This window comes from Rhodoferax sp. OV413 (assembly GCF_945881795.1).
Classification (GTDB): Bacteria; Pseudomonadota; Gammaproteobacteria; order Burkholderiales; family Burkholderiaceae_C; genus Allorhodoferax.
Genome location: NZ_CAMCVG010000007.1, coordinates 1 through 20,548 on the forward strand (window position 1 = coordinate 1; position 20,548 = coordinate 20,548).

Annotated in this window: 22 protein-coding genes and 3 tRNA genes; 8 read left to right on the forward strand and 17 right to left on the reverse strand. The window is 59.8% G+C overall.

The window, feature by feature from the left end; translation table 11 throughout:
* On the reverse strand, window positions 1–1,433 hold a 1,433-nt coding region (locus Q0O05_RS01760), incomplete at its 3' end, for a phosphomannomutase/phosphoglucomutase (RefSeq protein WP_293660134.1).
* Between the two features lie 85 nt (window positions 1,434–1,518).
* Here Q0O05_RS01760 and Q0O05_RS01765 point away from each other — a divergent pair.
* Complete coding sequence (locus tag Q0O05_RS01765) at window positions 1,519–2,055, forward strand: methylated-DNA--[protein]-cysteine S-methyltransferase (protein ID WP_293660135.1); 537 nt, start codon at window positions 1,519–1,521, stop codon at window positions 2,053–2,055.
* Window positions 2,056–3,027, forward strand: coding sequence for a DMT family transporter (locus Q0O05_RS01770; protein WP_293660136.1), 972 nt, complete (start codon window positions 2,056–2,058; stop codon window positions 3,025–3,027).
* A 150-nt stretch (window positions 3,028–3,177) separates the two neighbouring features.
* Here the strand turns inward: Q0O05_RS01770 and Q0O05_RS01775 are convergent.
* The 9 genes from Q0O05_RS01775 to folC all read right to left on the reverse strand — a co-directional run bounded on the left by Q0O05_RS01775 (window position 3,178) and on the right by folC (window position 10,378).
* A tRNA-Asp gene (locus tag Q0O05_RS01775) sits at window positions 3,178–3,254 on the reverse strand.
* 103 nt (window positions 3,255–3,357) lie between these two features.
* Window positions 3,358–3,433, reverse strand: a tRNA-Glu gene (locus tag Q0O05_RS01780).
* Between the two features lie 32 nt (window positions 3,434–3,465).
* A tRNA-Ala gene (locus Q0O05_RS01785) sits at window positions 3,466–3,541 on the reverse strand.
* Window positions 3,542–3,614: 73 nt separating this feature from the next.
* Window positions 3,615–5,015 (reverse strand): glutamate--tRNA ligase, encoded by a 1,401-nt coding sequence (gene gltX / locus Q0O05_RS01790; RefSeq protein ID WP_293660137.1) that lies wholly within the window; start codon window positions 5,013–5,015, stop codon window positions 3,615–3,617.
* Between the two features lies 1 nt (window position 5,016).
* Window positions 5,017–6,228, reverse strand: coding sequence for an O-succinylhomoserine sulfhydrylase (locus Q0O05_RS01795; protein WP_293660138.1), 1,212 nt, complete (start codon window positions 6,226–6,228; stop codon window positions 5,017–5,019).
* A gap of 17 nt (window positions 6,229–6,245) precedes the next feature.
* Complete coding sequence (gene purF / locus Q0O05_RS01800) at window positions 6,246–7,748, reverse strand: amidophosphoribosyltransferase (RefSeq protein ID WP_293660139.1); 1,503 nt, start codon at window positions 7,746–7,748, stop codon at window positions 6,246–6,248.
* Window positions 7,749–7,758: 10 nt separating this feature from the next.
* Window positions 7,759–8,247: a CvpA family protein gene (locus Q0O05_RS01805; RefSeq protein ID WP_293660140.1), complete on the reverse strand. Its 489-nt coding sequence runs from the start codon at window positions 8,245–8,247 to the stop codon at window positions 7,759–7,761.
* Between the two features lie 12 nt (window positions 8,248–8,259).
* Window positions 8,260–9,084, reverse strand: a complete 825-nt coding sequence (locus Q0O05_RS01810) for an SPOR domain-containing protein (RefSeq protein WP_293660141.1) — start codon at window positions 9,082–9,084, stop codon at window positions 8,260–8,262.
* A gap of 10 nt (window positions 9,085–9,094) precedes the next feature.
* Window positions 9,095–10,378 (reverse strand): bifunctional tetrahydrofolate synthase/dihydrofolate synthase, encoded by a 1,284-nt coding sequence (gene folC / locus Q0O05_RS01815; RefSeq protein WP_293660190.1) that lies wholly within the window; start codon window positions 10,376–10,378, stop codon window positions 9,095–9,097.
* A gap of 162 nt (window positions 10,379–10,540) precedes the next feature.
* Here folC and Q0O05_RS01820 point away from each other — a divergent pair, with 162 nt between their 5' ends.
* The 3 genes from Q0O05_RS01820 (at window position 10,541) to argG (ending at window position 12,746) form a co-directional block, all read left to right on the forward strand.
* The gene (locus Q0O05_RS01820) at window positions 10,541–10,903 is read left to right on the forward strand and encodes an ArsC family reductase (protein ID WP_293660142.1); all 363 of its coding nucleotides are present in this window, start codon (window positions 10,541–10,543) and stop codon (window positions 10,901–10,903) included.
* A gap of 103 nt (window positions 10,904–11,006) precedes the next feature.
* Complete coding sequence (locus Q0O05_RS01825; RefSeq protein ID WP_293660143.1) at window positions 11,007–11,333, forward strand: pyrimidine/purine nucleoside phosphorylase; 327 nt, start codon at window positions 11,007–11,009, stop codon at window positions 11,331–11,333.
* Between the two features lie 81 nt (window positions 11,334–11,414).
* Complete coding sequence (gene argG, locus Q0O05_RS01830; protein WP_293660144.1) at window positions 11,415–12,746, forward strand: argininosuccinate synthase; 1,332 nt, start codon at window positions 11,415–11,417, stop codon at window positions 12,744–12,746.
* A 104-nt stretch (window positions 12,747–12,850) separates the two neighbouring features.
* On the opposite strand, the gene Q0O05_RS01835 is transcribed toward argG, so the two are convergent.
* Window positions 12,851–13,159: a hypothetical protein gene (locus Q0O05_RS01835; protein ID WP_293660145.1), complete on the reverse strand. Its 309-nt coding sequence runs from the start codon at window positions 13,157–13,159 to the stop codon at window positions 12,851–12,853.
* On the opposite strand from Q0O05_RS01835, the gene Q0O05_RS01840 reads away from it, so the two are divergent.
* The 3 genes from Q0O05_RS01840 to Q0O05_RS01850 all read left to right on the forward strand — a co-directional run bounded on the left by Q0O05_RS01840 (window position 13,160) and on the right by Q0O05_RS01850 (window position 15,078).
* On the forward strand, window positions 13,160–13,861 hold the full coding sequence (locus Q0O05_RS01840; RefSeq protein ID WP_293660146.1) for a hypothetical protein: 702 nt from the start codon (window positions 13,160–13,162) through the stop codon (window positions 13,859–13,861).
* A 105-nt stretch (window positions 13,862–13,966) separates the two neighbouring features.
* Entirely contained in the window at window positions 13,967–14,182 is a 216-nt protein-coding gene (locus tag Q0O05_RS01845; RefSeq protein ID WP_293660147.1) for a hypothetical protein, read from the forward strand.
* A 176-nt stretch (window positions 14,183–14,358) separates the two neighbouring features.
* A complete protein-coding gene (locus Q0O05_RS01850) occupies window positions 14,359–15,078 on the forward strand; it encodes a Crp/Fnr family transcriptional regulator (RefSeq protein WP_293660149.1) in 720 nt (239 codons plus the stop codon).
* A gap of 62 nt (window positions 15,079–15,140) precedes the next feature.
* Here the strand turns inward: Q0O05_RS01850 and Q0O05_RS01855 are convergent, their stop codons facing one another.
* The 6 genes from Q0O05_RS01855 to Q0O05_RS01880 all read right to left on the reverse strand — a co-directional run bounded on the left by Q0O05_RS01855 (window position 15,141) and on the right by Q0O05_RS01880 (window position 20,505).
* Window positions 15,141–15,398 (reverse strand): hypothetical protein, encoded by a 258-nt coding sequence (locus Q0O05_RS01855; protein ID WP_293660151.1) that lies wholly within the window; start codon window positions 15,396–15,398, stop codon window positions 15,141–15,143.
* Window positions 15,399–15,474: 76 nt separating this feature from the next.
* Window positions 15,475–16,389 carry a formylglycine-generating enzyme family protein gene (locus tag Q0O05_RS01860; protein WP_293660153.1) on the reverse strand — a complete coding sequence of 305 codons (915 nt, stop codon included), beginning with the start codon at window positions 16,387–16,389 and terminating at the stop codon, window positions 15,475–15,477.
* Between the two features lie 15 nt (window positions 16,390–16,404).
* On the reverse strand, window positions 16,405–16,827 hold the full coding sequence (locus Q0O05_RS01865) for a hypothetical protein (RefSeq protein WP_293660155.1): 423 nt from the start codon (window positions 16,825–16,827) through the stop codon (window positions 16,405–16,407).
* Window positions 16,824–17,615, reverse strand: coding sequence for an SDR family NAD(P)-dependent oxidoreductase (locus Q0O05_RS01870; RefSeq protein ID WP_293660157.1), 792 nt, complete (start codon window positions 17,613–17,615; stop codon window positions 16,824–16,826). Before Q0O05_RS01870 ends, Q0O05_RS01865 begins: the two co-directional genes overlap by 4 nt.
* Before the next feature lie 53 nt (window positions 17,616–17,668).
* Window positions 17,669–19,450 carry an arylsulfatase gene (locus Q0O05_RS01875; protein WP_293660158.1) on the reverse strand — a complete coding sequence of 594 codons (1,782 nt, stop codon included), beginning with the start codon at window positions 19,448–19,450 and terminating at the stop codon, window positions 17,669–17,671.
* 17 nt (window positions 19,451–19,467) lie between these two features.
* Window positions 19,468–20,505, reverse strand: a complete 1,038-nt coding sequence (locus Q0O05_RS01880; protein WP_293660159.1) for a glutathione S-transferase — start codon at window positions 20,503–20,505, stop codon at window positions 19,468–19,470.
* Window positions 20,506–20,548: the final 43 nt, after the last annotated feature.

A 20,548-nucleotide genomic window follows, 5' to 3' on the forward strand; every position in this document is an offset into this window, starting at 1 on the left:
ATGGCACGCACCCAGCCCATCAAGAGCGACTGAATGCGCTCCAGCGCCTGCGGCGTGTGGCCCTCGCAGCGCATCACCAGCACCGGCGTGGTGTTGGAGGCGCGCAGCAGCCCGAAGCCGTCGGGCCAATCAATCCGCACGCCGTCCACCGTGTTCAGGCTGGCTGAAGCATCGAGTCTGGCGCCCGGCCCCTGGTGCAGCTCCGCGCTCAGCAGCAAGGTGGCGCGGATTTGCTCAACCAGCGCGTGCGCTTCGCCCTCTTCGCAAGCCATGTGCAATTCGGGGGTGTTGAAACTATCGGGCAAGCCGCGCAACACCGCGTTGGCGTCCGGGCTTCGACTCAGCAGCTCGAGCAGGCGCGCCGCGGCATAGGTTCCGTCATCAAATCCAAACCACCGGTCGCCAAAAAACAGATGCCCGCTGATCTCGCCGCCCAGGGGGGACTGCAGCTCGCGCATCTTGGCTTTGATGAGGGAGTGGCCGGTGCAGTACATCACCGGCACGCCGCCGGCCGCCTCAATCGCAGGGGCCAAGGCCTGGCTGCATTTGGCATCAAACACGATGGCGCCGCCGGGGTGGCGGGTCAGCACATCGGGCGCGAGCAGCATAAGCTGGCGGTCGGTGTGGATGGTGCGGCCGTCGCGGGTCACCAGCGCTACCCGGTCGCCATCGCCATCCAGCGCGATTCCAAGCTCTGCGTCGCTGTGCTGCAGCGCGCTTATCAGGTCGTGCAGGTTTTCGGGGCGGCTGGGGTCGGGGTGATGGTGGGGGAAGTTTCCGTCCACCTCGCCAAACAGGGTAATGACCTCGCAGCCAATCGCGCGTAGCACCGCGGGCGCGCTCGCACCGGCCACGCCATTGCCGCAGTCGAGCACGATTTTCATCGGCCGATCAAGCCGGATGTCACCGGCAATGCGATCGAGGTAAGCGGCCTGCAAGTCAGCGGGGACTGTGGAGGCAGGCCAATCGGCTGATCGGGCGTCTGAAAGGGTGCCAGGCTCTGTGGCGGTGGCTGCTGCACCCCGATGCAGAATCGCCTCCATGCGCGCGCGAAGGTCCTGCACCGCGTCGCCATGCATCGCCTGCCGGTGCAACACCATCTTGAATCCGTTGTCGTCTTTGGGGTTGTGGCTGCCGGTCACCTGAATGCCGTGGGGGCAGAGGGTGTGGGTCGCGAAATACAGCTGGGGCGTGGTGGACAGCCCGATGTCGATGACCTGCAATCGCGCGGCCCGCAATCCATGCTTCAAAGCCAGCGACAAAGCCGGGCTGCTGAGGCGGCCGTCGCGCCCCACCACCACACTACTCCCGCCCTGCTCGCGCACCAGCGCCCCGAAGGCACGCCCCAACAGGTGGGCCAGCTCCGGCGTCAAGCTGCCGGGCACGGTGCCGCGAATGTCATAGGCTTTGAAAATTCGGGGAGACAGGTGCATGCCGCAGTGCGAGAAAAAAAGCCTAGAGCGCCAGTTGGCAAGTGGGCTGGATTGTAGGTCGCGGGCGGTGCGTATCATCGCAACCATGCCTGCCCAGCCTTCGCCTCGCCCCGACTACCTGCCGCCGACCGCATTTGTGAAAACCTGGGCCAGCCCGCTGGGCAACATGCTGTTGGCTGCCCACGACGCGGGCTTGATGGGCGTCTGGTTCGAAGGGCAAAAGCACTACCCCGCCTTGCAGCAATCCGGTGAATCTGGCGCCAATGAACCAACGCACCCGCTGCTGCGCGAAACGCAAGCCCAATTGCAAGCCTATTTCAACAGTCGCCTCTCGTGCTTCGACCTTCCGCTGGACCTGCAAAGCGGTACCCTATTTCAGCAATCCGTCTGGCAAGCGCTGGCCGGCATTCCGCCCGGAAAAACAATCAGCTACGCACTCTTGAGCCAACAACTCGGACGCCCCACAGCCACACGCGCGGTAGCCGCCGCAGTGGGGCGCAACCCGCTGAGCATTGTGGTGCCGTGCCACCGTGTGGTGGGTAGCAATGGCAGCCTGACCGGCTACGCCGGCGGCCTGGAGCGCAAGGCGGCCCTATTGCAACTCGAACAACACACACTCTGAATGACTAAACCAAGCTCCCTGCAGGCTGAGGCCTCCCAAGCGACAGCTTCAAGCCCCGCTACTTCCGCCACCGGCGCGTCCGGCTGGGTGTTTGGATTTGTGCTCCTGGCGGCCATTTGGGGCGCCTCGTTCCTGTTTACGCGGGCCAGCGGTAAAGCCTTTGGTGCCCTGCCCACGGCGGGGCTGCGGGTGCTGATCGCAAGTTTGTTTTTGTTCCCTATTTTGATCTGGCGCGGCCAACTGGGCGCGCTGCGCAAGCACTGGAAGCTATGCTTTGCCGTGGGCGTTCTGAACTCGGCAATTCCATTTGCGTGCCTTGCCTGGGCCTTGCTGTCTATTCCAACCGGCATCTCCGCTTTGCTGAACGCGACGGTGCCGCTCTTCGGCGCTGCCATTGCCTGGTGGTGGCTGGGCGACAGGCTGCAGGGCTCGCGGGTGTTGGGCTTGGTAGTGGGTTTTGTAGGCGTTGCGCTATTGGCTTTTTCTAGAGACACAGCACACACAGGCGGCGGCGAGGCCAGCACATTAGCGGTCTTGGCGTGCTTATGTGCCTGCCTTTTTTACGGCATTTCTGCCAGCTTCACCCGCCGCTTTCTTGCGGGCGTGCCATCGCTGGCCTTAGCCACCGGCAGCCAACTAGGGGCTTCCATTGTGTTGTTCCCTCTGATGGTGTGGGCATGGCCATCCCAGCCCGCCCCACCGGAGGCCTGGGGAGCAGTTACGGCGCTGGGCATTCTGTGCACAGGCCTGGCCTATGTGCTTTTCTTTCGGCTGGTTGAACAAACCGGCCCATCGAAGGCGCTGTCGGTGACCTACGCCATTCCGGTGTTCGCGATTTTGTATGGCGTGCTCTTGCTGGGTGAATCGCTCACACTCTGGATGGGCCTGTGCGGCGCGATCATCATGCTGGGCACTTCTCTTTCGACCGGTTTGCTGGCGTGGGGGAAGGCGCCGGGGGACGAAGCTGCTTGAGGCCACCACCAGCGCTCCAAGGGAAAATGCTCCGATGCACTGAATCGAGGGGTGTTGCCACGCTGGCGTTGCGGCATACAACTCTAGACACCAAGTGGATGAACGACAACAAAAAAGCCGCTGCATTTGCATGCAGCGGCTTTTTAATTTTGGCGGAGTGGACGGGACTCGAACCCGCGACCCCCGGCGTGACAGGCCGGTATTCTAACCAACTGAACTACCACTCCTGGTAGCGGTAACAGTTTACTCACTGTCCTGCGACATTTGAGTCAAGTTGCTTCCTTGCAGAAGTTGTTACCAACTTGTTGCCGTTTACCTTGCGGTAAAACTTGGCGACCCTACGGGGATTCGAACCCCGGTACTCACCGTGAAAGGGTGATGTCCTAGGCCTCTAGACGATAGGGTCAAAACCTTGGAACGTATCCGTTTCGGAAGAATTGGTGGAGGTAAGCGGGATCGAACCGCTGACCTCTTGCATGCCATGCAAGCGCTCTCCCAGCTGAGCTATACCCCCAATTTACCTGAGTGCTTCACTACTTTCATAGCCTGGCGCCCGTCTTCCGAGCCTCAAATTATATACAAGTTTTTCAAGCCTTGGCAAGGCGGGCCAAAACAATTGTGGGGCCTGCGAGTTCGAGCACCGCGTCGAGTGAGGGCGTTTGCGCAGTGCCCATGACCAACACGCGTACAGGCATGGCGAGCTGCGGCATCTTCAGGCTGTGCGCGGCCAACACCTCTTTGATAACCGCAGCAATGCTGGCCTTGTCCCAGGGGCAGGCTGACAGCTTGACTGCCAACATAGTAATCGCGGGACGCACAGCGTCTGTCACATGCTGGGCAAACTCAGCTTCGTCAATGCGCACATCGGCATAAAACTTAGCGGCCCAGGAAGCCAGTGCAAAGGTGGTCTCGCAGCGGTCCTTGAAAAGTGCACACACCTGCGGCAAGTGCCTGGCAAGCGCCTCGTCCGACAGGCTCACGCCCTGCTTCGAGAGTTGCGCCGCTACCAGCGAAGCCAGACGGGCGTTGTCGGCCTCCTTGATGTAGTGGGCATTCACCCAGAGCAACTTGGCGGGGTCCCACTGGGCGGGGCTTTTGCTCAGGTGGCTACCATCAAACCAGCTGACCATCTGCTCACTGGTAAACAGCTCATCATCTCCATGGCTCCAGCCCAGACGGGCGAGGTAATTCAGCATGGCCTCCGGCAGATAGCCGCCTTCTTCATAGGCGGTCACGCTGACCGCACCACGCCGCTTGGAAAGCTTTTGCCCGTCGTCACCCAGGATCACCGGGCAATGCCCGAACTGCGGCAAAGGCGCGCCAAGGGCCTGAAACATGTTGATCTGCCAGGGCGTGTTGTTGATGTGCTCGTCGCCGCGAAAGACGTGGCTGATTTGCATGTCCCAGTCATCCACCACCACAGCAAAGTTGTAGGTCGGGATGCCATCGGTGCGCACGATGATTAGATCGTCAATCTCGCGGTTGCTGATGGTGATGGGGCCCTTGACGAGGTCATTCCAAGTCACCTCGCCGTCCTGGGGATTGCAAAAGCGCACAACTGGTTTTATTCCCCCCGGCACAGGGGGCAGAGTCTTGCCCGGTGCGGGGCGCCAGCGTCCGTCGTACAGCGCTTTTTCACCGCGGGCTTTTTTTTCTTCGCGCACGGCGTCCAGCTCTTCGGGGGTGCTGTAGCAGTGGTAAGCCTTGCCTTGCGCAATCAGCTGGTCCACAACCTCGCGATAGCGGTCCAGTCGCTGCATTTGGTAGACCGGGCCTTCGTCGTAGCCAAGCCCCAGCCAGTGCATGGAAGCCAGGATCTGGTCAACCGAGTCTTGGGTGGAGCGGGCCACATCGGTGTCTTCAATGCGAAGCACAAACTTCCCACCGTAGTGGCGGGCATACGCCCACGAATACAGGGCCGTGCGCGCCGTGCCGAGGTGTAAGAAACCGGTGGGTGACGGCGCAATGCGGGTACGGATTTTGTTCATATCAAAAGGTTTGCAAACCACGCGCCAGATCAGCGGTGATGTCGTTGATGTGGTCCAGCCCGACCGCCACGCGGATCAGCCCCTGGCCGATGCCGGCGGCCTGGCGTTGTGCCTCGCTCAAGCGCCCGTGGGAGGTGCTGGCGGGGTGGGCTGCGAGAGTCTTGGTGTCGCCCAGGTTGGTGCAGAGCGAGACAACCCGCATGCTGTCGAGCACGTGGAAAGCGCGTTGGCGTGCGGTATCCACATCCGGCGCCACCACCTCGAAAGACAAGACCGCACCACCACAGCCGGACTGCTGGCGCATGGCCAATGCGTGCTGGGCGTGGCTGGCCAGGCCGGGGTAATGCACGCGCGCCACCTGCGGCTGCTCCTGCAACCAGCTTGCCAGCGCCAAGGCGTTGGCCGATTGGGCCTTGACGCGGATGGAGAGCGTCTCCATGCCCTTGAGCAGTACCCACGCGTTAAAAGGCGCCAGCACCATACCGGCGGTTCGGATCACGGGCAGAAAGAGCTCGTCGCGCTGTTTCTGCGTGCAGCAAATGGCACCGGCCATAACGCGGCCCTGCCCGTCCAGAAATTTAGTGCCGGAATGGATGATGAAGTCAGCACCCAGCGCGGCCGGTTGTTGCAGCACGGGTGTGGCAAAACAGTTGTCGACCGCGAGGTGGGCGCCTGCGTTGTGGGCGATGTCGGCGAGCGCGCGGATGTCGCACACCTCGGTCAGCGGGTTGGTCGGCGTCTCGGCAAAAAGCAGTCGCGTGGTGGGGCGCAGTACATCGCGCCAGGCCTGCACATCGGTTTGCGAAACAAAGGTGGTCTCGATGCCGAATTTCGCAAACTCGCGGCTGAACATCGGAATCACCGAGCCAAACACCGACTGCGAGCAGATCACATGGTCGCCCGCCTTAAGCAATGCCATGCCCAGCAACAAAATGGCGGACATGCCGGACGCAGTAGCGATGGCGGCCTCGGTGCCTTCCAGCGCGGCGAGGCGAACTTCCATGCTCGCCACCGTGGGATTACCGACACGCGAATACGTGAAGCCGTCCTCTTCCATGGCAAAGCGCGCGGCAGAGGTGGCAGCACTGGTCTGCACGTAGCCGCTGGTGAGGTAGAGCGCTTCCGAGTTTTCGCCGTGCTGGCTGCGCTCCAAAGCGGCTCGCACCGCCAGCGTGTCGCTGTGCAGGCCTTCGGGCAAGGTGTGGGAATTCATGGTTTTTTACCTGCCAATCAGTCTGCGTGGTTGGGTAGTGCCAGCCGGGAAGTGTCTTCCCCGTTTTCTTCTGCGCCAACGCGGTTTTCGTTCAAGGCGGCAATGTCGACGGACGAGATATCGCCGGTGACGTAGACACCGTCAAAGCAGGATGCGTCAAAACCTGCCAAGTTTTTGCCTAACGCACCAACCGCTTTTTTCATGCCTTCCACATCCTGATAAATCAGTGCGTCACAGCCGATGATGTCGCGCACCTCTTCAATTGTGCGGTTGTGGGCGACCAGCTCGCTGCTGGTGGGCATGTCGATGCCATACACGTTGGGGTACCGCACCGGCGGCGCGGCGCTGGCCATGAACACTTTGCGGGCCCCGGCGTCGCGCGCCATCTGCACAATTTCTTTGCTGGTGGTGCCCCGCACGATGGAGTCGTCCACCAGCAGCACATTGCGGCCCTTGAATTCGCTGGCAATCACATTGAGCTTCTGGCGCACCGACTTTTTGCGCACGCCCTGGCCGGGCATGATGAAGGTGCGGCCCACATAGCGGTTTTTTACAAACCCCTCGCGATACGGCAAGCCGAGCAGCTGGGCGAGCTGCGCGGCGCTGGGGCGGCTGGACTCAGGGATCGGGATGACTACATCAATCTCACTCGGAGGCACGGTGGACACCACACGCTTGGCCAGCGTCTCGCCCAGATTCAAGCGGGCCTGGTACACCGAGATGCCGTCCATCACCGAGTCGGGCCGCGCGAGGTACACGAACTCAAAAATACAGGGCATGAGCTGCGGGTTGGCCGCACATTGCTGGCTATGTACCGTGCCGTCCAAGGCGATAAATACCGCCTCGCCGGGCTGCACATCGCGCACAAACTGGTGACTGGTACCCTCGAGCGCTACCGATTCGCTGGCCACCATGTGGGTACCGTCGGACCCCTGGCCCATGCACAACGGACGGATGCCGAAGGGGTCGCGAAAGGCGAGCAGCCCATGGCCGGCAATCTGGCAAATCACAGCGTACGAGCCCTTGATACGCTGATGCACACGGGCCACTGCGGCAAACAGGTCGGACGCATGCAGCGGAAGACCGCGGGTGGCCACTTCGATCTCGTGCGCCAGCACATTGAGCAGGACTTCAGAGTCGCTCTCGGTGTTGATGTGGCGGTGATCCAGGTTGAACAGCTCCGCCTTGAGAGTTTTGGCGTTGGTGAGGTTGCCGTTGTGCACCAGCACGATGCCGAAGGGCGCGTTCACATAAAACGGCTGGGCCTCTTCTTCGCTGAACGCGTTGCCGGCGGTGGGGTAGCGCACTTGGCCCAGCCCCGAGTTGCCCAACAAGGCCCGCATGTTGCGGGTGCGGAACACGTCCTTGACCATGCCCTTGGCTTTGTGCATGAAGAACTTGCGGTCCTGTTGGGTGACGATACCCGCGGCGTCCTGCCCGCGGTGTTGCAGAAGCAACAGCGCGTCGTAGATCAACTGGTTCACGGGTGCGTTACTGACAACACCAACAATTCCACACATAGGGTATTTCTCAATCAGGTAGATGTTTGCCGAAATCTTGCGGCAGAAACGGCTTCAGGCCTTGGAGGACCGAGCCGGCAACGTGCGGGCCGGTAGCCTCGCCCCACAGCTCGCTGGCCTGCAGCGGCGTCATGCCGACCACCACGGTCACCGCCAACAGCAGCACCGCACCGCGCACCAGCCCGAAGCCCGCGCCCAACATCCGATCTGCCGGCCCCAGGCCCACCGATGCCACCAATTTTTTGAATAGAAAAGCGAGCAGGCCGCCCGCAAAGATGGCGGCAATAAACACAAGCACAAAGCCTGCGGCGTAACGTATGGGTTCGCCCGCCCCGGCCATAGGCAGGTGGGCTGCCACCTGGGGTGCAAACCATTGCGCCGCCACAAAAGCCGCCACCCAGCTCAATACCGAGAGCACCTCAAACACCAGTCCACGCCAGGCTCCCACCACCAATGACAGCAGCAACACACCCAAGAAAATCCAGTCCACGATGGGCATGGGAATGCTGCGTTAGAGCTCGAAAATTGAGGCCGGCAGGCTCAAGGCTTTGATTTTTTCAGCAACCTTCAGGGCCTCGGCTTTGGTCGTAAAGGGCCCCACCCGTACGCGGATACGTTGGTTGTCTTTGGGGCCGACGACCTGCGTGTAAGTCTTGAAACCAGCTTTTTCCACCTTCATGCGGGTTTCCTGCGCCTTGGGGCTTTCGTTGTAGGCGCCCACCTGCACCACAAAACGTCCGGTTTCTGCCGCTTGGGGTTCTGCCGGCGTTTTGCCCTCTAGCAAGGCCTGAGCCTTAGCGGCATCAGACACCTTGTCTGTCGGTTTGTCGGACGGTTTGACCTCTGCCTTTTCGATGGTCTTGGCTGCAAGTTTGGGCTCGGGTTTAGGTTCGGGCTTTGGGTCTGACTTCGCTTCGGGTTTGACCGCTGACAAGGTGGTTTCGGCCAGCGCCACTTGGGGTGCAGCGGCAGCGGCAGCGGCAGGGGCAGCCGGAGCGGCCGAGCCCGTTGTCGCCGGCGCCCCCGGGGCGCGTGATGCGGCGGGCGCCTCGCGCTCTTCAATGACGGAGCCGGCAGACTGGGTGGCTGCGGGCAACGCGGGCGCACCTAGCGGACGCACTTTGCCCCTATCGGGAATCTCAATCAGGATATCCACCGCAATCGGCCTTGGCTGGCTGTCAAACAGCATCGGAAAGCCAACCACCCCGAGCATGATCAGCACCGTTGCGCCGATCAGGCGGTGGCGTGCGCGCTTGCGCATGGCCTCTACGCTTTCGGGCGCGGCGGGCTGAGCGGGTTGCTCGTCGCCACCTTTACGGAATTTGAAAATGGCCATGGGGGAGGACTTAAGAATTCAGGTGCTTGGCTTGCAGGCGGGGCGTGCCGTGTTGCAGAACGCCGCCCACGGTGTAGAACGAGCCGAACACAAGAATTCTATCAGCGGGGTCTGCGGCGGCGATGGCGGCATCCAGCGCCTGCTGGGGGTTCGCGAAGGTGGCAGAGGTGGCGTCTTTGCGGGTGTTTTGGGCCAACCACTGGGCCTGCAGGGTGGTGCCGCTGGCCGCGCGCGGGCTGGGCAAATCGGTGAAATACCAGCGGTCGATCACCGGGCTGACCTTTGCCAGCATGGGAGCGAGGTCTTTGTCTGCCATGGCGCCGAACACCGCGTGGGTGGTCGGAAAAAAGCCCATCGCGTCCAGGTTGGCTGCCAGGGCGGCAACCGAGTGGGGGTTGTGGGCCACATCCAGCACCAGGGTGGGCTGGCCGGGAATAATCTGAAAGCGCCCGGGCAGCTCCACAAAGGCCAGCCCGTTGCGCACCGCTTGTGCAGTGACCGGCAGCTTCTCGCGCATGGCGGTCAGCGCGGCCAGAACGCCGGCGGCATTCATCAGCTGGTTGGCGCCGCGCAAGGCGGGGTAGGCCAAACCGCTGTAGCGACGCAGGTCGTCGTTCCCGGCAGCCGCGCGCCCGGCCCAGCCCCATTGCTGCTTGTCGCCCGAGAAATGAAAGTCCACCCCGATGCGGCCCAGATCCGCGCCCAGCGCGGCGGCATGGTCCAACACACTTTGCGGCGGCATAGGGTCGCTCACCACCACGGGGCGCCCTGCGCGCATGATGCCGGCCTTCTCGCGGCCTATGGTTTCGCGGTCGGGCCCGAGCAGCTCGGTGTGATCGAGGTCGATGCTGGTGATGATGGCGCAGTCGGTGTCAATAATGTTCACCGCGTCCAGCCGCCCGCCCAAGCCCACCTCCAGAACGACCGCATCCAGCGGCTCCTGCGCCAGCGCCCACAAAATCGCCAGGGTGGTGAACTCAAAGTAGGTGAGCGCAATTTCGGAGCCTTTTGGGGCTCTAGCGCCCTCCACCATTGCGCAAGCTGCTGCAATTTTTGTAGCAGATGCCGCCTCTCCGTTCAGGCGCATACGCTCTTCGAAGTGCACAAGGTGGGGCGATGTGTAAACGCCGGTCTTGAACCCGGCCTGGCCCAGAATGGACTCCAGCATGGCGCAGGTCGAACCCTTGCCGTTGGTGCCGGCCACGGTGAACACCGGGCAGTCAAAGCGCAAACCCATGCGCTGCGCCACAGTGCGCACCCTCTCCAGCCCCATGTCGATGCCGTTGGGCCCCATTGGATGCAATCGCTCACAGTGGGCCAGCCAGTCAGCCAGGGGTGATTGCGCGGTCAGGGCCGCGTCGCGCGCGTGCGGCAGGTTTTCAGGCAAGGTTTCGGGCAGGTTTTGCATACAGGCAGCCATTGTCGCGCAGGCCGCCGGCACTGCGACAATAAGGCCATGACAGCCCCTCGAACCATCCTCTACGGCATTCCCAACTGCGACACGGTCAAGAAAGCCCGCACCTGGCTTGAAGACCACCACGTTGACGCCGGCTTTCACGACTTTAAAAAGCAGGGCGTGCCCGAAGGGTTGCTGCCCGGCTGGATATCCGCGGTGGGCTGGGAAACACTGCTCAACCGCAAAGGCACCACCTGGCGCAAGCTCGACGCGGCAACCCAAGCTGCCGTGCAAGGCGCCGACTCTGCCACCGCGTTGATGCTGACCAACCCTAGCGTGGTCAAACGCCCGGTTGTGGTCTGGGCCGATGGCACGGTGACGGTGGGCTTCTCGGAGGCGGCTTTTCTGGCCCGCGTGGGCTGAAACGGACGCGCTAAAGCGCTGCCCTAAAATCGCGCGCTACGCCGCACACCTGACGGCCGCCCCGAACATTTTTATCTTTTCCCCAACTTTTTCAGCTTTCACCATGACCACGACCCACTTCGACGGCGTTTCCATCACCACCAAAGCCAATGTGTACTTCGACGGCAAGTGCGTGAGCCACGGCTTCACCCTGGCCGACGGCACCAAGAAGTCGGTCGGCGTGATCCTGCCCGCCACCCTGACATTCAACACCGGCGCGCCTGAAATCATGGAATGCGTAGGCGGCAGCTGCGACTACAAGCTCGACGGCTCCGACGTGTGGGTGCAGTCCTCGGAAGGCGGAAAATTCAACGTGCCCGGCAACGCGAAGTTCCAGATCCGCGTGACCGAGGGCTTCGAGGCCTACCACTACATCTGCCACTTCGGCTAAACACAACGCAGCTTTTGCTATCTTTTAAATAGCTGCTCGCGCAACAGCTGCGGGCGCTACAGCCCGATTGAAGCCTATTTCATGTCAAACACCATTCTGCAGAACATCCCCGCCGGCCAAAAAGTCGGCATCGCCTTCTCCGGTGGGCTCGACACCAGCGCAGCCCTGTTGTGGATGAAGCAAAAAGGCGCCCTGCCCTACGCCTACACCGCCAACCTAGGCCAGCCCGACGAAGCCGATTACGAAGAAATCCCCCGCAAGGCCTTGGAATACGGTGCCATCAAGGCTAGATTGGTGGACTGCCGCCCACAATTGGCCGCCGAAGGCATTGCCGCCTTGCAGGCGGGCGCCTTCCACATCACCACCGCCGGACAAACCTACTTCAACACCACGCCGCTAGGCCGCGCCGTGACCGGCACCATGCTGGTGACCGCCATGAAGCAGGACGATGTGAACATCTGGGGCGACGGTTCCACCTTCAAGGGCAACGACATCGAGCGCTTTTACCGCTACGGCCTGCTGACCAACCCCGCGCTCAAGATCTATAAGCCCTGGCTGGACCAACAGTTCATTGACGAGCTCGGCGGCCGCGCAGAGATGAGCGCCTTCATCACCGCCAACGGCTTTGGCTACAAGATGAGCGCCGAGAAGGCTTATTCCACCGACAGCAACATGCTGGGCGCCACGCACGAGGCCAAGGATCTGGAGTTCCTGAGCAGCGGTATCAAAATCGTGAACCCCATCATGGGCGTGCCCTTCTGGCGCGAAGACTGCGCGGTCAAAGCCGAAGAGGTGAGCATCACCTTTGAAGAAGGCCGCCCAGTCGCCCTGAACGGTCAGCGCTTTGATGACCTAGTGGAGATCATCCTCAAGGCCAACGAGATTGGCGGGCGCCACGGTCTGGGAATGAGCGACCAGATCGAGAACCGCATCATTGAAGCCAAAAGCCGCGGCATCTACGAAGCCCCCGGCCTGGCGCTGTTGTTCATCGCCTACGAGCGCCTGCTCACCGGCATCCATAACGAAGACACCATCGAGCAGTACCGCGACAACGGCCGCAAGCTCGGGCGCCTGCTGTACCAAGGCCGCTGGTTCGACAGCCAGGCCATCATGCTGCGCGAAACCGCTCAGCGCTGGGTGGCCAAAGCAGTGACCGGCACGGTCACGCTGGAGCTGCGCCGCGGCAACGACTACAGCCTGCTCAACACCGAATCCCCCAACCTTACCTACGCGCCCGAGCGCCTGAGCATGGAAAAAGTGGAAGACGCGCCCTTCAGCCCGCTGGATCGCATCGGGCAACTGACTATGCGGAATCTAGATATCACGGATACGCGCGCCAAGCTCGGCATTTACAGCAATGCTGGCTTGCTGGAGCTGGGCAAGGGGGATGACTTTTTGAAGTTAGGGAAGTAAGCCTGACGCGCCCCAAACAACAAACCCCCGCAATCGCGGGCTTTGTTGTTTAAGGGGATCGATACCGCTATGCAGGCGGGGGCTCCAAACTGCCATGAAGACCCTCAGTCCTTAGCCACCACGGTGTCATACAGGCCGTAATGTGTCAGGCCGCTGTGGCTCAGGATACCGGTGTAACGCAGTGAGGCGTCCTCATACCGCCGAAAGGCAAACACCGCCGCATTCATCTGCTCGGTGGCCTCGCCGCAGCAGAACAGCAGGTTTCCGCGCTGCAGCCCCTGGCCTTGCCTGAGGCCGATTTTGCCACCTGGCAGAACAGCCTGCGCACGGCAGCGTCCGCATCGACAGCCATCGCAGATCGTGTGGAGATCGCTCCTATGCAAAATGTGGCGCCCCAGGCCGTGGCGCGACACGTGACCCAGCGACCCGGCGCGCCACTGGACGTCGATGCCCTGGATCGTGATTTGCTGCGCGCCTACGGTGACGGTAGTTTCGACAGTGTTTACTATGCTCTGCTGGGAACGCGCGACCGCCGATTGCTACGCATTACACCTGTAGAAAAGCCTTGTGGCCCAGACTATCTGCGGCTGGGCTTCAATTTGGAATCGAACCTAGACCAAGGGTCTACGTATGCGCTGCGAGTGGGCTACCACCGCACATGGATCAACCAATTAGGTGGTGAACTGCTGTTCACCGGGCAGATAGGCAACACCATGGGCGCTGGTGCAAAGTGGTGTCAACCGCTGGACGAAGCGCAGCGCGTTTTCTTCGGCACTAGCATCGCCCACCGGCGCAATCGGGCGGATCTGTACGAAAACGACGCGCGCATCGCCCAGTACGGTCTTCAGAACACGACTACCGATTTGCATTCCGGCTTGAATATCGGAACGCTGGGCCAAGTACGACTGGGCTGGCGGGACCAGCGTCGCACAACCACTGTCGAAACCGGAACGCCGATGGTGCAGGGGGAGAGGCTGGATACTCGTGGATGGGCTGTGGGCATAGACTTTGACCAGCTCGACCGCCTGTGCATCCCGACTGGCGGTTGGTCTTTGAATGCTGATATTTTAGATGGGAGCAATTCCGGCTACACCCGCGTAAACCTCTCCAGCTAGGGTGCCACGCGAGTGGGGCAATGGGTGTTGGGTGCTCGCGCTACCTACTCCGGCTCAAGCCGCGGCCAGCTGCCACCGGCGGCAGCGGCCACGCTGGGCGGGTTCATGAACATGTCGGCCTATGCACCAGGCCAATTGTTCGGTGACGATATCCATTATTCCCACGTCCGTGTTGAGCGCATTGTCGGAACTCTGCCGATGGGTCTGCGCGGCGATATGCGCATGGGCTTCGCGTTGGAGGCAGGCAGGGTTGGCGTGCCTTACGCGGAAACGGCACGTACCGGTGCGCTCCAATCCGTAACCCTTTATGTGGGTGGCTAAACCCCATTGGGTCCCGTCTATATCGGCTTCGCGCGGGGAGACTCCGGCGTCTCTAATGTCTATCTGTTCTTGGGAACGCCTTGATCTGAAGCCAGCTGGGCCAAATGCCACGCAAGCTGGTCAGGCGCCACTACGATGCATTTGGACTAGACTGCACGGATGCAAACCACCGAAACATGATCTCCAGTTTCAATAGTTACACGGCCGGGCTGATGGATGTGCTGCCCTCACATGTAGCAGAGGCCCTGCTTGCGGCTGGTAGGCGGGTGCACTACACGACAGGCCAACTGGTGCAAAGCCGGGGCGACCATGCGGCTGAGTTGGTCATCGTCCTGCGTGGTCATGTCCGCATGACGACCATTTGCGAGGATGGCTCCGAGTTGCTGTCGAGTATTCTGGGCCCGGGACAACAATTCAACGAAGTTACTATATTCGCGCAGGCGGATCGAACCCATGACGCCATTGCCGTTGGGGACACCGAACTACTGATGCTGGACGAAACAGCCTATTACCAATTCGCGAAACTTCACCCGGAAATCATCCAGGCTCTGCTTATAAGTAACGTCCAACGAGTACATCAGTTGGTGGAGTTACTCAATGATGTTAGGGCATTGCCCAAGACCGTCGTTTTGGCGAGGATTCTCTTCAAGAATGCCTGGCGTATAAGAGGAGACAGTAAGTCTAACGCGGTGGACATGGACATCGCGCAGGAAGACATTGCAATGTTTCTTGGCGTTACCAGGCCGTATTTGAACAAGATACTTGGGCAACTCACCGATCATGGGCTCATCAAACTTTCATACCGCAAGGTACATGTTTTGGACATGCAGGGGTTTGAGAATTGGATAAAAGAGCGGCTCACTTACTACCCGGTGGACGAATCAAAGTTCGTTTAATTTCCCGCAAGCGTGGCTGGTCATTGCGCCTAACGCAAGAAGTCCCCGATGACGCGGGCAGGTCAAACAAGCACCTGATTTGCCTGGCGCATCCGCCATATCCAGGAGATTCTGGTCCAGCCAAGCATATCCAGTAATTGGTAACGATAGCGGTGCGGGTCACCGCCTTTGGCATGGTCAGTGAACAGTTTGACCGCTTCGGGGTTGCGGCGCAGGTCGCCACCATACAGGTCTGGCGCAACACGCATCACGTAACCTTTTTTGGTATAGCGTCGCGGGTCTACCCCATACACCAGCACACGTGGATGACTTGGCACCATTGTCTCTCCACCCATTGATGTGGCGGCCCTCCCCAAGTCAAAGCTAGTGCAGAGGGCATGTTCAAACGTCAGTTGGTTACGGAGATACAGTTTGCGCTATGGGAAAGCCGATGTGGGCAGTGCTGAAATCCACCTCAAGGCTTGTCCGAGCTGCTACGCGGTACCTCTGGCAGTAGTCCTCACTGCACAGGTAGGATCCTCCCTTTATGGTGAAACGGGGCTCAGCTGGGCCGAAGCGCGTCTCGGTCCACTCCCAGACATTGCCTATCATGTCATAAGCGCCGATTTTGCTGGTTTCGAAACAGGCTACAGGTGCGGTACCGGCAAAGCCGTCTCGACGCGAATTCAGCACAGGGAATACTCCCGTCCAGACGTTGGCGCGCAATGTGCCATCCGGGCGGCGCGCCCCAGACTCAGGATCCGCAGGATCGAACAGGCCAAGACTGGCCGCGTACTCCCATTCGACCTCGGTTGGTATTCTTCCGCCCTTCCAAGATGCATAGGCTCGCGCGTCGTTCAACGTGACATGGACAACCGGGTGGAGCGACCGACCGTCTATCGTGGAGCCGGCGCCTTCCGGAGTGCGCCAAGTCGCATCGCGGTCGAGGAACCACCAGGAAAGGAATTTCTCGGGGGTGTTGCTCTCGGTGAACTTTGCCGAACCACCATTTTGTTCGGCCTCGGTGACATATCCCGTGGCCGCAACGAAGTCGGCGAACTGGCTGTTTGTCACCTCATGGGCCTGCAAACGAAAAGGCGACAAAAACACCTTCTGAGGCGGTCCCTCCTCTGGATATCTGGAGTCGGCGCCTTGAATGAAACCTCCGCCAGGAATGTCGATGAAGCTTCCGAGGTCGGCGTGTTTCAGCGCACAGACGTCAACGGATGCCCTCTCATTCGCTCTGTCCCTCCATAGGACCGAAACTGTGACGAGAAGGGCCGTGGCGGCCAAGGCAACAAGACCGAGCGTCGTCAAGCCCCAATGTTTCATGCTAAAGCGACGCCCTCAACTCTTGGTTTGATCAGCGGTCAACTTGCTCGCCACGCTGATTAGAAAAGCCGCGACTACAAGCTCGAAAACCACCATGTCTAAAGGTAAACCAGCACCGTGAAAAAGCCATGCGATGACACGACCCACTGCTGCGAATACCAAAAGCAACACAGCCGGGTAGAGCCATATCGCACTGTGGTTCAAGAGTGCGATGAGGATCGATACGCCCATCGCCAGAAAAAAGGACGCCAGATCACCAATCTGGGTACTCAACCCTTCGCCGGCGAGCAGTGGCATTCGCATGAGCGCTGATACAACTCCAGGCACAAAAAGCCACCCTAGCCCAAGCAATGTAAATAGAGCAGCCATCACCCCAAGAGTCACCGTCCATGCCCGGCCTATCTCAGTCCCTTTGTCCGCAGGATTCATCTGGGTCACACACCGAAGATACGCAGCAGGCGGACAAGCAGCGCAAAAGTCCACGGTGCCACATAGCGCAGCTTTGGATTGGACGCCTCGGCCGCCGCGACGATTTTGCGGACGATGCTTTCGGTCGATCCGACTTCAAGCCAACGCAATCTCGCATCGCTCGCTTTCTTTCGCGCCTCAATCTGCTCGCGCGAGAACATCGAACCCTCTTTTTCTATATGCTCAAACTGACTACCGACCAACTTCTGATTGAATCCGGTGTTGTAGGGGCCGGGCTCAACTACCGAGACATGAATGCCTTTGCCAAGTTCCTTCATCTCCTCGCGAAGGCCAGCGGCCGCGGCAGAAATGGCAAATTTGGTCATTGAATAGGGCATCACAAACGGCTCAGGTACGCGGCCGGTGATGGAGCTCATAAAAATAACTGTGCCGCCGCCGCGAGTGATCATGCTGCGGATGGCGATCTGCGTTAGTTCGAGCGCCGAGAACAAGTTGACTTCAAAGAGGCGACGAACCCGGTCTATCTTGACCTCGGCCAGTGAGCCCGAGAGGTTTTGTGCGGCGTTGTTGACCAGCACATCCAGGCCCAGCGTAGCAATCTTCTCTCTATCTTCGGCGTTGGTAATGTCCAGCTTGAAGACCCTTGCGCTTGGCCCGAGTTCGGATCGCAAGCTTTCAGCTTCAGCCTCGGAATACGTCGTGGCATAAACGGTGTGGCCCCGCGCCAGCAGAGATTTGGTTGCATCTTTGCCTATGCCTGTGCCGGCGCCCGTGATCAAGATAGTTTTTTTGGTCATTTCAGAGTGGTGTTGCTGGTATGTCTTGTGCGGGGCACGTAATGGGCGACGAATTACGCTTTTCGGCGACGATAAAAAAATCTAGCGGCCCTGAAGGCACCATAGAGCACCGCAATAGTTGCCAGTACGAGGCCGATGATCACGTGGAGATACCTGAAAAAGAGGACCTCGATCGAGTTCTTTATCAACTGCTGGCGGGCGCTCTCACCAGGACCGAATTCGTAAACTCCAGCGGTTTGAGAATATTGTTGGTACTCGGCACGCATGTCCTTGAACAACTCCGGCTGTGCTGTCGCCAAGTTTCTGGTTTCGCCGGGGTCCACCGACAGATCAAATAGCTGCCATTCGCCATTTCCGTAGGGTGCAGGTATTCTGGCGATTTTCCAGTTGCCACGATAAAGCGCTGCGGTGCCGCTGACTTCGAATGGCATAGAGTCGCGCTCGCCGTAGACCTGATTCGCCTGCTTTGTTAGAACGGGGACAAGACTGCGCCCATGAAATGACTCCTTCGCAAAGTCCACCCCTGCTGCATCCAGCAGCGTGGGAGCAATATCGGCTATCTGCGCCCGGGCATGCTGGATGCCCTGCGGCTTGACACCAGGGCCAGAAACCACGAATGGCACGCGCATACCACCCTCGCTCGCATTGAACTTGAAAAGGTTCAAGGGGGCGGCAGATACCGAAGCCCATTCATGGCCTATTGCCCCCATGCTGCCGCGCTGTCCAAGGTTGTCATACTGCACATCCCAGCCGACTTGTTTCATCCAGAGCTTCTCTATAAGAAGGGTGGGCATTTCAGACGTCTTGCCCAGCGTGGCACTCTCCGGCCCGTTGTCCGACACGACCATCACAATCGTGTTGTCAAGTTGCCCACGGGTTGCCAGATGATTGAGGAGGCGACCCAGATGAAAGTCAGCCGCCTCCATCATTCCGGCATTGACCTGCATCACCCGCGCCCAGTATTTCTTTTCCTCGGCGCTTAATGCGCTCCACTTGCGACGGTTGAAGGTGTCCTGCGGCAACTGGGTAGATTTTGGAACCAGACCCAGCGCCACCGCCTTGTTTAGCCGTTCCTTTTGCATCTCGTCCCAGCCCCGGTCAAAAACACCGTTGTATTTGTCGATGTACTCACGCGATACTTGAAGTGGAATGTGGATCGCCTGAAAAGAGAGGTAGCCGAAAAATGGTTTACCAGCTTCGCTCTTGTCCACGTAATCAATCATCTTGTCAACGATATTGCGCGACGAATAAAAGTCTTCTGGCAGCGAGACCCTCTGGCCATCTTCAAACCACTTCATTTCCTTGTAAACCGGCAAGTAAGACATGGTGCTGAAATTGTCGGATCCGGTCGAATCCAGCACCCAGGAGCGGTCGAATCCAAATCGGTTGGGAAGGTTTTCTCCGATGTGCCCGATGCCCCATTTGCCACTGGCAAAGGTCTGGTAGCCTGCCGCCTTCAGCCGCGACGCAATCGTTTTCTGATCTTCTTTCCATTTCAACCGGTAAGCTGGCAGCGCGCGCATTTGGTCGTTCATCACCTCTGCGATGCTGCCCATGCCGATGGCGTGATTGCTCTGCCCTGTCAGCAACATGGCCCGGCTTGGCCCGCATTGCGGTGAAGTGTAGAACCTGCTGAACATTGCCCCCGATTTGGACAACCGGTCGATATTGGGTGTTGCGGTGTCGCTGCCATAGGCTCCAAAGTCCATGAAGCCCGCGTCATCCACCACCACAAGAAGAATGTTCGGTCGCTTATCTTGCGCCATTGCCGAGAAGGCACCGAACATGCATAGTGCGCAAAGGAACCGGGTTGACTGAAAGATGGCTTGCGACACAGTGCGCCCTGCGTGGTTCATAAGCCCGAAAAAAGAAATTCGCATCCCGTCCCCTTCAAAATCCGGTCAACTCTCGCCGCATCTGCTTGCGAAAGCGCTGCATAAGCATCCCGCAACCAAACCAAGCACTTGGCCTGATAGGTGACGGTGTCCTGTTCCCACGGTTGGCCGTCCAGCTCGCATTGAAATGTGACGCCTCCTTGTTGAACCGCCGCAGCATTCGCCAACAAATACGGAACGTACACACGACCGACTTCCGACAAGATGTTGCGCAAAGTGTCTGGCGGTGAACAGATGTCTATCCAATCGGCATCAGACACATCGAGCCCGCTGAGGTCTTCGCATCGTTCCGTCCATGCGTAGGTGCGCGGGGAAATCGAACGTGACAGAGCCACGGGCGTTGGATCATTCATGACCAGCATGGCCATTTGTCCGAAGCAGCCGAAATCACCTGCACCTGGACGATTCCCAAGGAAGTAGGGTGAGTTTTGAATGTGGGCATCGAGGAGTTGGAGAAATCGTCCCCAGCTTGCCTCAATAACCGGTGCGGTCGTCGCGTTGGACCCCACCACTCGCAGTCTGGCAATCTGGCGCTTTGAGAAACTGGCGCTGGCAGCGGCGCTTTCTTCGGCGGTCATCTGCATGTTCATGGAAAACGGCAAATAGGCCCCTGCACAACGAGCATCCGCTTCTTTAGACCAGCGATAGTGGAACATGCACTTGGTCAGCCATTCATCGCCAAAATCCTCCACAAGAAGGTCCAGGAGGCGAAGAGCGGGGTCGGATGGCCGCAGGCGACGTTCCGGGTAAGCATCATCGAGGTAGGTGAGAATCGGGGTGGTGTCGGACTTCGCCACGGCTAGGTTACCGTCGGCATCCGGTGCAATCAGGTAGGGGATCAATGGCAAAGGCCTGTCCGGCAAGGCCCGTGCCTCTTTGCTCCCGGATACTACAAATCGAAATGGCAATCTGCGAAACCGCAGCGCAGCCCGCAGCTTTCGGGTGTAGGGCGAAGCGCCTACACCGACGATCCGAAATTCATGCACATTGCCCATTCTTTTGCCCCGCGTCGTTAGTCACAGCTGCTGTGTTCACCTG

What these genes read in the sequence shown, in the direction of transcription:
- Q0O05_RS01765 (WP_293660135.1), top strand. Translation starts at nt 1,519, where the DNA reads ATGCCTGCCCAGCCTTCGCCTCGCCCCGACTACCTGCCGCCGACCGCA.
- Q0O05_RS01825 (WP_293660143.1), top strand. Translation starts at nt 11,007, where the DNA reads ATGACCACGACCCACTTCGACGGCGTTTCCATCACCACCAAAGCCAAT.
- argG (WP_293660144.1), top strand. Translation starts at nt 11,415, where the DNA reads ATGTCAAACACCATTCTGCAGAACATCCCCGCCGGCCAAAAAGTCGGC.
- Q0O05_RS01810 (WP_293660141.1), bottom strand. Translation starts at nt 9,084, where the DNA reads ATGGCCATTTTCAAATTCCGTAAAGGTGGCGACGAGCAACCCGCTCAG.
- Q0O05_RS01820 (WP_293660142.1), top strand. Translation starts at nt 10,541, where the DNA reads ATGACAGCCCCTCGAACCATCCTCTACGGCATTCCCAACTGCGACACG.
- Q0O05_RS01870 (WP_293660157.1), bottom strand. Translation starts at nt 17,615, where the DNA reads ATGACCAAAAAAACTATCTTGATCACGGGCGCCGGCACAGGCATAGGC.
- Q0O05_RS01860 (WP_293660153.1), bottom strand. Translation starts at nt 16,389, where the DNA reads ATGAAACATTGGGGCTTGACGACGCTCGGTCTTGTTGCCTTGGCCGCC.
- gltX (WP_293660137.1), bottom strand. Translation starts at nt 5,015, where the DNA reads ATGAACAAAATCCGTACCCGCATTGCGCCGTCACCCACCGGTTTCTTA.
- Q0O05_RS01880 (WP_293660159.1), bottom strand. Translation starts at nt 20,505, where the DNA reads ATGGGCAATGTGCATGAATTTCGGATCGTCGGTGTAGGCGCTTCGCCC.
- folC (WP_293660190.1), bottom strand. Translation starts at nt 10,378, where the DNA reads ATGGGGCCCAACGGCATCGACATGGGGCTGGAGAGGGTGCGCACTGTG.
- purF (WP_293660139.1), bottom strand. Translation starts at nt 7,748, where the DNA reads ATGTGTGGAATTGTTGGTGTTGTCAGTAACGCACCCGTGAACCAGTTG.
- Q0O05_RS01845 (WP_293660147.1), top strand. Translation starts at nt 13,967, where the DNA reads ATGAACATGTCGGCCTATGCACCAGGCCAATTGTTCGGTGACGATATC.
- Q0O05_RS01855 (WP_293660151.1), bottom strand. Translation starts at nt 15,398, where the DNA reads ATGGTGCCAAGTCATCCACGTGTGCTGGTGTATGGGGTAGACCCGCGA.
- Q0O05_RS01795 (WP_293660138.1), bottom strand. Translation starts at nt 6,228, where the DNA reads ATGAATTCCCACACCTTGCCCGAAGGCCTGCACAGCGACACGCTGGCG.
- Q0O05_RS01805 (WP_293660140.1), bottom strand. Translation starts at nt 8,247, where the DNA reads ATGCCCATCGTGGACTGGATTTTCTTGGGTGTGTTGCTGCTGTCATTG.
- Q0O05_RS01770 (WP_293660136.1), top strand. Translation starts at nt 2,056, where the DNA reads ATGACTAAACCAAGCTCCCTGCAGGCTGAGGCCTCCCAAGCGACAGCT.
- Q0O05_RS01850 (WP_293660149.1), top strand. Translation starts at nt 14,359, where the DNA reads ATGATCTCCAGTTTCAATAGTTACACGGCCGGGCTGATGGATGTGCTG.